At 47.5% G+C, this 12355-nt stretch carries 9 protein-coding genes; 2 read left to right on the forward strand and 7 right to left on the reverse strand.

Annotated elements, in window-relative coordinates:
* Window positions 1-317 (forward strand): transposase (locus IEW74_RS12695; RefSeq protein WP_188665771.1); only part of this gene is annotated, 317 nt, incomplete at its 5' end.
* A gap of 87 nt (window positions 318-404) precedes the next feature.
* Here the strand turns inward: IEW74_RS12695 and IEW74_RS12700 are convergent.
* Window positions 405-2042 (reverse strand): acyl-CoA synthetase, encoded by a 1638-nt coding sequence (locus IEW74_RS12700; RefSeq protein WP_188665774.1) that lies wholly within the window; start codon window positions 2040-2042, stop codon window positions 405-407.
* Window positions 2043-2348: 306 nt separating this feature from the next.
* Here IEW74_RS12700 and IEW74_RS12705 point away from each other — a divergent pair, with 306 nt between their 5' ends.
* Window positions 2349-4250 carry a propionyl-CoA synthetase gene (locus IEW74_RS12705; RefSeq protein ID WP_188665777.1) on the forward strand — a complete coding sequence of 634 codons (1902 nt, stop codon included), beginning with the start codon at window positions 2349-2351 and terminating at the stop codon, window positions 4248-4250.
* Window positions 4251-4425: 175 nt separating this feature from the next.
* Here IEW74_RS12705 and IEW74_RS12710 read toward each other — a convergent pair whose 3' ends face one another.
* The 6 genes from IEW74_RS12710 to IEW74_RS12735 all read right to left on the reverse strand — a co-directional run bounded on the left by IEW74_RS12710 (window position 4426) and on the right by IEW74_RS12735 (window position 12354).
* A complete protein-coding gene (locus IEW74_RS12710) occupies window positions 4426-4980 on the reverse strand; it encodes a TlpA disulfide reductase family protein (protein ID WP_188665780.1) in 555 nt (184 codons plus the stop codon).
* Between the two features lie 76 nt (window positions 4981-5056).
* Window positions 5057-7345, reverse strand: coding sequence for a GAF domain-containing protein (locus tag IEW74_RS12715; RefSeq protein WP_188665782.1), 2289 nt, complete (start codon window positions 7343-7345; stop codon window positions 5057-5059).
* Window positions 7332-7985 (reverse strand): hypothetical protein, encoded by a 654-nt coding sequence (locus IEW74_RS12720; protein WP_188665788.1) that lies wholly within the window; start codon window positions 7983-7985, stop codon window positions 7332-7334. The genes IEW74_RS12715 and IEW74_RS12720 overlap by 14 nt, the downstream gene beginning before the upstream one ends.
* 60 nt (window positions 7986-8045) lie before the next feature.
* On the reverse strand, window positions 8046-8732 hold the full coding sequence (locus IEW74_RS12725; RefSeq protein WP_188665792.1) for a DUF6901 family protein: 687 nt from the start codon (window positions 8730-8732) through the stop codon (window positions 8046-8048).
* 92 nt (window positions 8733-8824) lie between these two features.
* Complete coding sequence (locus IEW74_RS12730; RefSeq protein WP_188665795.1) at window positions 8825-9616, reverse strand: response regulator; 792 nt, start codon at window positions 9614-9616, stop codon at window positions 8825-8827.
* 83 nt (window positions 9617-9699) lie between these two features.
* Window positions 9700-12354 carry a bacteriohemerythrin gene (locus tag IEW74_RS12735; RefSeq protein WP_188665797.1) on the reverse strand — a complete coding sequence of 885 codons (2655 nt, stop codon included), beginning with the start codon at window positions 12352-12354 and terminating at the stop codon, window positions 9700-9702.
* Window position 12355 lies beyond the last annotated feature (1 nt).

A 12355-nucleotide genomic window follows, 5' to 3' on the forward strand; every position in this document is an offset into this window, starting at 1 on the left:
GTGACAAAGGCTACATCTCCAAAAAGTTGACGCAAGATTTGTCAGAACAAGGGGTTGAGTTCATTACAAAACACCGAAAGAAAATGAAACCAGCCAATCATACTTCTTTCCAGAAATGGTTCCTGTCCAAGCGGGCGATTGTCGAAGCTGTTATCGGACAACTGAAAGAAATTTGCCAGATTGAACATTCAAGACACAGGAAAACAGATCATTTCTTCATCAATCTGCTTGCAGGATTGGCTGCATATGTTTTGAAACCGAGGAAACCTGCATGTTCACTGAAAGCCTTGCCGACAACATTCCTTATCCCGAATTGACGTTATTTACTGAAAACACTTTGTCAGCAGTCTGAAACCCCGCTTGAAAACAAACGGGGTTTTTTTGGGGATAGGCTGCGGTTTCTTTTACAGTTCGCCAGCTTCTTTTCTCAATCCATCACGCAGGACGAATTTCTGGATTTTACCGGTGGATGTTTTCGGTACTTCCTGGAAAATAACCGTGCGCGGACATTTATAATGCGCAAGATTGTCGCGGCAATGTTTGATGATATCTTCTTCGGTGACAGGGCCTGCATCGGGTTTGAGTTCGATAAAGGCCGCCGGTGTTTCCCCCCATTTTTCATCGGGTTTGGCCACAACGGCAACGGCCGCTACAGCCGGGTGACGGTAAAGGGCATCTTCGACTTCGATCGAAGAAATATTTTCCCCACCGGAAATGATGATGTCTTTTGAACGGTCTTTCAGTTGAATATAGCCGTCATTATGACGCACACCTAAATCGCCGGAATGGAACCAGCCGCCACGGAACGCATCGTCTGTGGCGGACGGGTTTTTCAGATAGCCTTTCATCACGATATTGCCACGGAAGCAGACCTCGCCCATTGTTTCCCCATCCCACGGATGTTCAACCGTGCTTTCTGCGTCAGCAATCATCAGCCCTTCTTCCAGTGTATAGCGCACACCCTGGCGCGATTTCTGGAAGGCTTGGCGTTCAATCGGCAGATCGTTCCATTCTTCTTTCCAGGCGCAGAAAACAGCCGGACCATATGTTTCCGTCAGGCCGTAGGCATGGGTCACATCAAAGCCTTCATCCTGAATGGCTTTTAAAACGGAAGCCGGCGGTGGGGCCGCAGCCGTCATAATAGAACATTTATGGTCAAACGGCTTTTTCTCTTCTTCTGTCGCATTAATGACAAAAGACAACACAATCGGTGCGCCGCAGAAGTTGGTGACTTTATGTTTTTCAATGGCTTCATAAATGTTTTTGGCATTTACTTTGCGCAGGCAGATGTTGGTACCGGCCTTGGCTGCAATTGTCCAAGGGAAGCACCAGCCGTTGCAATGGAACATGGGCAGCGTCCACAGATAAATGGCGTGTTGTTGCATGTTCCAGTCAAGGGCGTTGCCGATGGCGTTCAAATAAGCGCCGCGATGGTGATAAACCACGCCTTTCGGATTGCCGGTTGTACCTGATGTATAGTTCAGTGAAATGGCGTCCCATTCATCAGCCGGGCCGCTCCAGTCATATTCCAGATCACCTTTTGAAATGAACTGTTCGTAATCTTCCTGACCGATCAATTCGCCGCCTTCTGCCAAGGCGTCATCAATATCAATGAGGATCGGTTTCTTTTCCAATCGGGCAACGGCGGCTTTGGTGGTTGCTGAAAATTCACGATCAGTGAACAAAACCTTGGCTTCCCCATGTTGCAGGATAAAGGCAATAGCTTCGGCATCCAGTCGGATATTCAGGGTGTTTAACACAGCCCCGCACATCGGTACACCAAAATGGGCTTCGTATGTTTCCGGGGTGTTGTTGCCCATAACGGCAACGGTATCGCCTTTTTTAATGCCGAGTTTGGCAAGGGCGGAGGCAAGGCGGACAGAACGCTCGTACGTTTCTTTCCATGTGTAGACACGATCCCCGTGAATGACACTGGCGCGGTCCGGATAAACCATTGCGGTTCGTTTGATGAAGGATAAAGGCGACAGCGATTCATAGTTCGCGGGTGTCTTTTCCAGATGAAGGTCGTAGATATTTTCCATGGTGTTTCTTCCCCGATTGGTATTTTGGTGGAGATTTATTGAAGGGATTCATAGCAGCATAGACGCCATTCAGGAATACCAAAAAGCGAGTATGCACGTAAAAATAAATCGGTATATGTGGATTTTTTGTAAGATAAGGCCTCCTTTTTCTGCACGGAATGATTATTAAGAACAAAAAATCGGTAAAACAATACCAAATTAACACTTTTATTTTTTCTCGATTTGAGTCACACTCCACCTCAGGTTTGAACGACAGGGAAGTCTTCGAACGTTTTTTGGGAAAATCGCTTGGAAATAGGGGACGTTATGACCAACCGGTACGAAGAAGCATACAAAGAATCGATGGAAAACCCGGACGGGTTTTGGGCAAAAGCTGCTGAAGATATCAAATGGGACAAAAAATGGGACAAGGTTTTGGATGATTCCAATGCCCCGTTGTACCGTTGGTTTACCGGCGCAGAATGTAACACCTGTTATAACGCAGTGGACCGTCACGTAGAGGATGGCCGTGGCGATCAGGATGCAATCATTTACGACAGCCCGATTACAGGGCACAAAAGCAAAATCACATACAACCAGTTGCAAGATAAAGTGTCGCGCTTTGCCGGTGTGTTAAAAGCGCGTGGTGTTGGCAAGGGCGACCGCGTTATTATTTATATGCCGATGATCCCGGAAGCTGCGATTGCTATGTTGGCGGTTGCCCGCTTGGGTGCGGTTCATTCGGTTGTCTTTGGTGGTTTTGCCTCAAACGAATTGGCGGTCCGTATCAATGATGCGAAACCGAAAGTCATTGTTTCGGCCTCTTGCGGGATCGAACCGGGCCGTGTCATTGCTTATAAACCGCTGTTGGACGGTGCGATTGAACTGTCCGAACATAAACCGGACGCAACGGTGATTGTCGCGCGCGAAGAAGCCAAAGCCGAATTGAAAGACGGGTATGACTTCGATTACGAAACGGAAATGGCAAAGGCTGAACCGGCTGCCTGTGTGTCTGTTGCTGCGACTGATCCGCTTTATATTTTGTACACTTCCGGCACAACAGGCCAGCCGAAGGGCGTGGTTCGCGACAATGGCGGCCATATGGTTGCGCTGAAGTGGACCATGAAAAACATCTATAACGTCGAAGCTGGTGACGTTTACTGGGCGGCGTCCGATGTGGGGTGGGTTGTTGGTCATTCTTACATCGTTTATGGTCCGCTGCTGCAAGGTTGTACAACAGTCTTCTTTGAAGGTAAGCCTGTCGGGACGCCGGATGCGGGTGTTTTCTGGCGTATGATCGAAGAATATAACATTCGCGTTCTGTTTACGGCACCAACGGCTTTCCGTGCCATTAAACGTGATGATCCGAAGGCTGAATTCCTTGGCAAGTACGATACATCCTGCCTGAAAGCGCTGTATCTGGCAGGCGAACGTACCGACCCGGATACTTTACAATGGGCGCAGGATATCCTGAAAAAACCGGTGGTCGATCACTGGTGGCAAACGGAAACAGGTTGGGCCATTTGTGCCAACCCGTTGGGCTTGCACGAATTCCCGGTCAAGCCGGGTTCACCGACCAAGCCGGTACCGGGCTGGGACGTTCAGGTTCTGGACGATGCCGGTCATCCGGTTCCTGCCGGTCAAATCGGTGCAATCGTTTGTAAATTGCCGTTGCCGCCGGGAACGTTGCCGACATTGTGGGGCAATGATGACCTTTATAAAGCCAAATATCTGGAAGAATTCCCCGGTTTTTACGCAACAGCGGATGCGGGTGTCATTGATGAAGATGGCTATGTTTCCATCATGGCGCGTACAGATGATATCATCAACGTGGCAGGCCACCGTTTGTCAACAGGCGGTATGGAAGAAGTCCTGTCTGCACACCCTGATGTTGCGGAATGTGCGGTAATTGGTGCGGATGACAAACTGAAAGGTCAAATGCCGGTTGGCTTTATTGTCCTGAAAGCGGGTGTTGAGAAAAAACATGACGAAATCGTCAATGAAGTCGTCAAAATGGTTCGTGATAAAATCGGCGCGGTTGCCGCTTTCAAGAAATGCGTTGTCGTAGATCGTTTGCCGAAAACACGGTCCGGTAAAATTCTGCGTGGCACCATGCAGGCGATTGCAGATTGCAAAGACTATAAAATGCCTGCAACAATTGATGATCCGACCATTTTGCCGGAAATCGATGAAGCCTTGCAAACAATTGGTTATTCTTCTGCACGTTAAGTGTCTGGGAAATAATTTTGAAACGAAGCGAGCTGGGATATACCCGGCTCGCTTTTTTATAAGAGTAAATCCCGAGCAATCTGTTTTAGATTGCGACGATGCATTTGCGTAAAATTAAAAAGAAAATAAATTGAAAATTGGACAGATGGATTTCTGTTTATGGGAGGCTGGTTTTTTATGATTGTTTCAGATTATCCAGCAATTTGCCAAGGGCGGCTTTGGCATCCGGGGTATCCCATTCGGTACGTCCCTTAACCCCGCCGCGCATTAGGCCGTTTTGATCAATAATAAAACTGACGGGCAAGCTGCTGATTTTCATCATGCGTAAAAATTCCTGATCCTTATCGGAATAGGAAGCCATCGCTGTTAATTCACGCTTTTCAAGAAAATCATCGGGGCTTTCGCGGCCTTGGCGACCGGTGGCAATGGCAAGAACGACAAAATCTTTATCTTTAAAATATTTCGCCAACTCGTTCAGGCCGGGCATTTCTTTAATGCAAGGCGGGCACCATGTCGCCCATAGGTTTAATAAAACCACTTTTCCCTTGAAATCAGCCAGTGTAACGGTGTTGCCATCTTTGTCGGTGAATTTGGTCAGCGGGGCTGGCGGCGTATTGACCAGATTTTTATACCCGCGAATGCTGTGCTTCAGATCATAAAAATCATCAGCAGAAGCGGAAAAGTTTATCAAAAGAGAAAAGGCAAAAATAAAAAAAGCAGCAGCGCGCATGGCTATGACCCCATAGTTCCTGAGAATAGGCGAGACAGTATATTCGAAAAAGGTCAAGAATAGGGCAAAGTCGCCTTTATTTGGACGTCATTACCCAAATGCCGTCCCAGTTATCCGGATCAACGGTTTCTTTGAGATGTTCGCAACGCTCAATATAAATTTCGGAAGCTTTATCCTTTGGATTGAGGGCGAGAACTTTTTTGAAGCTGTCAATCGCGTTGTCAAAGGTCCCTTTGCGATAGCATTCCATCCCATCACGGAAATGGGCCAAGGCATCCACCATATTGGGGAAGGTTTCTTCGGTGTGATAATCAAGCAATTCGTAAATCGCAACCGGTTTGGTTTTGCCTTTTACAACCACATGGTCCATTTCCCGGTAACGATACGTACCGCGCAACGCCTTAAAGGTAAATTCTGAAATAAGGATATGGGCACCATACTGTTTGGTGCCGCTTTCAAGACGTGCAGCAAGGTTCACACCATCCCCGATGACCGTATAATCCATCCGTTTGGGGGAACCAATATTACCGGAAACCACGTTGTCGGTGTTGAGGCCGATGCCTATATCAATAGGCATCAAACCCTTGGTCGTCCGATCTTTGTTAAACGCGCGCAATTTATTCATCATATCAATGGCGCATCGCACCGCCCGGTCCGGGTCATCTTCATGGGGGAAGGGTGTGCCGAAAATCGCCATGATGGCGTCCCCGATGAATTTATCCAGCATGCCTTCTTCTGCATTCAGGCAATCGACCATAACGGTGAAATATTCGTTTAACAGACTGACGATCCCTTGTGCGCCCAGTTCTTCGGACAAGGTTGTAAAGCTGCGCACATCGGAAAACAGGACGGTTGCGATGCTGCTTTGACCACCGAGAATCTCTTCGCCGCCGCCCATCAGCTTGTCAGCCAAACCCGGATCCATATAGCGTGACATGGTGGACTTCATCCGTTTTTCCGAACTGATATCTTCCATCATAATCATGGTGCCGATTGCTTTGGAATCTTTATCCAGCAAGGGCAGGGTGGTGACGTTGATCGAGGTTTCTTCCGCATTTGGTCCGATTTTGAGAATAGCATCCAGTAAAATGTCAGCTTCGTTGCTTTCACGCACCATATGCAGACGTTCAACGACCCAGCTGTTTTCGCCTGTGAAAAAGTCTTCGTCTTTATGGCCGATGACTTCATCTTGCGTGGCTTTGAGAATACGAAGTCCTGCGGCGTTACAGGTCACAATGACACCTTCTTCATCAAAGGTGACAACCGCGTTACTCATACTTTCCAGCATGCTTTCGTTATAGTTCTTCATCTGCTGAACGTCCGCAAACAGTTGGGCATTTTCCAGCCCAATGGCGATTTGCGAGGTAAAGGCGGTCAGGCGTTGTTCGTCATCCTGATTGAAGGGACCGCCCTTTTTGTTGAGAACCTGCGTCACACCGATGACCTTGCCGTCCTTGTTTAAAACGGGGCAACAGAGAATGGAACGGGTGAAATATCCGGTTTGTTTATCGAAGGCGGGATTAAAACGAAGATCGGCATAGGCATAGGGGATGTTGACCGTTTTCCCCGAAGTAAAGACCGCCCCGGCAATACCGAGGTGATTGGGCAGGCGAATGTTGGTTGCGCCCAAGCCTTGACCGATCTGGGTATAAAGCTCGTTGGTTTTTTCGTCGTTGAGGAACAAGGTGGAACGATCAGCCTGCAACATCTTTGTGATGGCGCTCATAATCATTTGCAGCAACGGACCGAGGTTGATTTCCGAGGAGACATCGGAAACAACATTGAGAAATTCGGCTTCCTGCTCACGCAATTTTTCCATGCGTTCAATAAACAAGGTGCCTTGCAGCGCAATAGAGGCCTGCGTCGTAATCGCCTGCATAATGGCGAGATCGTCTTCGCTAAACTGGCCGCCATCATTTTTATTCAGGGTTTGCGCAACGCCCAGAATATCGCCCTTTACGGTGCGCACCGGGGCACACAGGATGTTGCGTGTCTTGTAGCCTGTGACGTGATCGACACTGTGGTTGAACCGTTTATCGCCATAGGCATCATCAACGATTTCAGGGATGCCTGTCGTATAGACGGCCCCCGCAATACCGGAATTGTTGAGGATACGAATTTCGCGTTTCACATCACCCAGTGCGACCCGTGAATAAAGTTCGTTGGTGGCAAAGTCATTGAGGAAAAGGGTGCCGCGTTCTGAATTGGTCGCTTTGGTCACCGCTTCCATAATAATGTGCAGTTGTTCATCCAGACTATCGGCGCGGGCAACATCGTGGGAGACCTGCAAGACAAGCTGAGCCGAACTGGCCGTCACATAGGTGTTGTTTGTTGTATCTTGCAGATCAGAACTACTTTCCGGCATGTTGTGCCTCCAACGTTTCCCTTAAGGCCGTGATTGTATCACGTAATTGCTGATTTTCATCTCGAAAGCTGCGTTCCAGCTCTTGTCTTTGTTCATCGTAGCGATGTTTCATCAATTCCATCTCGTCACGCAAGGACGCGACAGTGCGTTGTAATTGAAGTGCTTCGCCATGACCATCTGCTTTGGTGCGTTGCACGGTTTCTTCTTTATTTTGTTGTAATTTTTCCAATTGGTCCCGCAGGGCCTGAGCGGTGTGGATTAAGGTGTTGGCTTCTTGTTTACCGTCTGCCAGTGTTCTTTGAACTTCTTCATCCATATGGGCGCGCATTTTTTCCAGCTCGTCGCGCAAGGCCTGAGCGGTCTGGGTTAATTGAAGGATTTCACCGTGGGCATCTGCGCGTGCCTTCTGGACGGCATCGTCCATTTCACGGCGCACGGCTTCCATTTCATCGCGCAAGGCTTGTATGGTTTTTTGCAGAAGCAGGTTTTCCTGATGGGCATTGGCAACAGCTTTTTGAACAGCCTCGTCTTTGGCGGCATTGACCCGATCAAGTTCGTCACGAAGGGCAGAAATCGTGTTGATTAAATGACGATTTTCCGTCTGTGCTTTATAGAGCTTGCTTTCTTCTTCGGTTGTCATATTTCACCCGGATAGACTGACGCATACTATGCAGTGTGTAAGAGTATGTTTAAGAAAAGATTACTCCGTTACAAAGACATCTTCCAGATCTTCAAACGTTCCATCTGTATTTTCCGGGGTAATCAGGGCAAACACGTCTAAAATAATAACAGCATTTAAGACCGCGTCCCGTTCAACACCATCATTTAAACGTTTGGTTAGGTGTGAATTGACAACGGAGAGCTTTGCATAGCTTTCATTCAGGCTATCGAAATTAATCGGGTCGTTTCGGCCCTTCTGAATATTGTTAACATATTGCATCAATAAATTGGCACTGAGGGTGCGAAAGACGGTTTCCTGTTCATTAGCAAAGGGCAGATGAAAACGTGCAAGGGGTCGCAGAAATTTTGTATGTTCACACCCCGAAGTCGCGCAAGCCAGCCCGAACAGGGAGGCAATGCCATTTTGGAAATTGGATTTTGTAATGATACTACGCATGGGCGTATCGACTTCAATCACCGCCTTTTCATAAGAAAATTTGGTTTTGAAATGTGGTAGAAATTCTGAAAGGGCCAAGGCCGTCGGACACCATTCAACATCTTCACCAAGCGGGCAATTGGAACATTTATGATGGGATAATTTCGCCCAGTCAGGTTTTGGGTTATCGTCGCTTAATTCAATCTGATACGTTTTATCATTAAAACGCAGATCCATTTGTATGATTTGTTGGTTGGCAGCATAAAATTTGTAGGTGATTGTTTGCGACATGATGACATTCCCTGTGGGCAGAAATCTTTAGATCAAAGAGTTCTGCCTTAAAATTGGTTGTTGTTGTTTCAAATTCGTTCCTTTTCATTTGGTTAAATGAGGAAAAGGTTGCTTAAGGCTTCTGCCAGATCATCCCCGAACGAGGCGCTCTTGTGAATAATCGGAACGCGATCGGATAGAAGTTGCAGATAGGGATCATCTTCAGGCAAGCTTGTAATCAGGGCCGTCGGAATGTTGCGGGTGGCGGGCATGGCAGCAAGACCGGAGGCCAGATCAATACCGGACAGTTCCGGCATCATGGCGGAGATAATCACCAAATCCGGTTTTGTGCGGATAATCAGGGGCATGGCATCAAGGGCGGATGTGCAGGTGGAAACACGATAGCCGCATTCCTGTAGTTCGCGTTCAACAAAATGTGTCGCCGCACCATGTAACATGACAAGCAGAACTTCGACGTTGCGCACCTCAAGGATGCTGGCATCAAGGCGGACTTTTGCGGGAAGTTCGCGCACAAGGTGGGAAATGTCGCGTTCTTCGATATCCGGTTTTTCGGCAATGTCGATCATGCAATCGACATAGGTCTGGATATCATCCAGTGTGCGTGGCGGATAGTTTCTGACATTGGCAAGATAATCTTCACAGCGCGCAGCCACGGTTGCCAGTGCAGCTAGGTCATAGTTGTGCGCTTGTCCTTTAATGGACATGGTGGCGCGCTGGACCTCCTCCACCAACATTTTAATATCGTTGCGTTCATGGCGCACTTCATCAATGGTGAAGGTTAATTTTTCGAGTGTGTCTTTGACTTCATCAAGAAATTCAGATCGTAGCTGGTCTACGATTTCACCCACGCCTTTTGCGTAAACGCCGTCCATATTTGACTGCATGGTTATCCCCCTCGTGGGCTTTGATTATTGTTTTATTTCATTTTATTGCTGCAAATTTTGCCTGAAACATAGGTGGCGGACAACTATCTTTTTTGGGTAATCCCCTGCGCATTCGCATTAGTAGACCTTCTACCCAAGATGTAAGAGGCATATTTGCGATCTTCAAGCAGGATATGCATCAAAATCCATCGTTTCAGGAATGTATGGATTTCTTCAGCATCTTTTTCTGATATTGGGAAACGGCAATTCCGCTTTAACTCCCCCACTTGCCCAACCAGTTTGGCATGGGTATCCATATGTGAAGCGGCTTCTGAATAGCCGGATTCAACAAAAATCTCTTCTTCGCGGGCAAAATGGAAACTTGTGTATTCCATCAGGTCTTCAATAAGCCGCGTCATATCTTCTTGGGGCTTCTGAACGCCTAGCGCATGAATAAGACCTTTGGTTAATTCGAGCAAACGCTTGTGATGGGCATCCATTTCAGGGATGCCAACGCTATAGGTATCGCGCCATATCAGTAAGCTTTCATCCCAAAGACGCGAGTTGGACAAAGCGCGCATTTGGCGGGTTACGGTTTCCAGAAGCTTCCACTGCACGATGGGGATTTCCTGAATGGCAGAAACCGGGATCAGGGCAACCGAGCAATTGGGGGAAAATGCCAGTGTAAAGATGCTTTTCATCTTGTAAACGGCATGATCTTCAAAGAGGGAGTCTCCCGGTGAAAGCGTTAAAAAGTCATTCTCGCCCAGCTTGAGCGTGACTTGGCCTTCTTTAATCAAGCCAATATAATTTTGGGTCAGGCTGTAGTCATGAAGGTCATTGATATCTTTTGTTAAATGCATACTGGCGGCAATGGCATTTTTTATGCCATCGGATATAGATCCCCCGAATAACCAAGATTTTTGCAATAATTCGCGTTTTTCAGCCAAGGCGGCAATGGCAGAAAATGAATCGTTGCGATTAACAAATTCCCGATACATTTGGATCGGCAGTTTCAAGGCTTTGACAAAACTGATTGCCCGATATGTTTCGCTGGATAAGGCATCACAAAGACCGTGCATATCACCAATGAAACTGCCTGCGGACATACGGTGGGTTTTATTGCTGATGGGATCGAGGATTTCGGTGGTTCCGCTTAAAATAAAATAGGCATTGTCGATTTTATCACCGGCTTTGAGAATGATTTCTTCCGGGTTGATCGTCACAATTTCATGGTTCAACAAAAGCCGGAATTGGTTTTGAGGGAGATCGGGAAAAAAAGATTCCAGTGATTTCAGGGCACTGCCAAACATGTAATCATGGTTGCTGGGGATCAGGATATCTTCGGTGCCAAAGGGGGCACCACTGCCGATAAGGCGCTCATCTTCATTTAACGCACGTGCGGTATGGGCAAAGATGATTTTGCTGGATTGATCATCTGTAAAATCTTTGGCTTGTCCGTGGATCATGCCTCCGCCGTTATCAACCTTTTTAATATCGCAGGGTTCAAGATAGGCTTGTTTTACTTGATCACAAAATTCCTGCGATATGCCGGGGGCATTCTCGTCTGTGGTGATCATGGCGTCGAGTACATCAAAGGCCGCAATATCGGCAAGATGCCCATACGTTTTATAACCACCGCCCCATTGGGTGCGGAAATACAGAATGCTGGTTTCCATCGGGTGAGGGGAGTTGACGGGTTTGATTTCCAGCCCGCCAATATCGTTCCATGTGCCTTCGCATAGGTCATAAACATTAAAAAACTGATTAAATCGGCTTTCATCCAGTCCCATAAGGGCGGATAATTTCTTGACGGTTGCATGACGAACCAAGGGGGTAGCGAAAAATTTAATCCGATGATCGGACCGGATCAATGTCGGTAAACCTGCAAAATGATCGTCATGGCAGTGGGTCATAAAAACCCCTTCAACTTCACTGATATCGACCCCGAGGGATTTTAAAGTCGTTTCGATATTGGGACCAACGTCAATCAAGTAGATGCGGCCTTGGAAGGTCAGCAAACTTGCCATTGACGGGCGTTCAATATCCCAACCATCGCCTTCGCCGGAATGTACGACACTGAAATATTCCCGTGCGACTTGAAAATGACCCAACGTGTAGGAGGGCATATATTGCTCCCCCTCTGCTAAATTCAAATCAATCTGGACGCTTTCATTCTCATAAGAAAATTCAAAAATATTGACATCCAGACGGCGCACGGTGACACCATTTCGAATGGATGTTATCGCGCTGTCGACGACAAGACTGTCGAGTAATTCTTTAGGGTTGGCAATTTGACCGAAGGCGAACTTCAGTTTCAGACGCATCAGTTCTTTTGCTTGTTCGGGGCTGGCCCCGGCATTCATTAACTCGCGTTCACTCGCCAGACCGTAATTGCCGCGATAGATATATTGAATTTGTGCAGAAAGTTGGTCGGGATGTCCGATCAAAAGGGGTTTTACGCCGGTGTTGCCGGGATGATCGGGCAAAATCATCCCTTGGCGGTACAGCATTTGAAGGACGGGAAATTCCCCCAGATTGGAGAAACTGCCTTTTTGAACACTTAGGTCTGATAACAAAATGGCATTGGGGCCGGATTCAAGAAACACGGGGCTTGCTTCATTTTGCAAAATCACCCCGCGTTTCATCATGTGTTTGACCGAGTCCGCCGGGCATCCGCATAAAATACGCAGATCAGCACCGGGGAATTCCAGCCAAAAAACACCGTTTGCCAGTTTGGACTTGATGATCCGCCCCATG

Origin of the sequence: Terasakiella brassicae (assembly GCF_014641495.1) — a bacterium.
Classification (GTDB): Bacteria; Pseudomonadota; Alphaproteobacteria; order Rhodospirillales; family Terasakiellaceae; genus Terasakiella; species Terasakiella brassicae.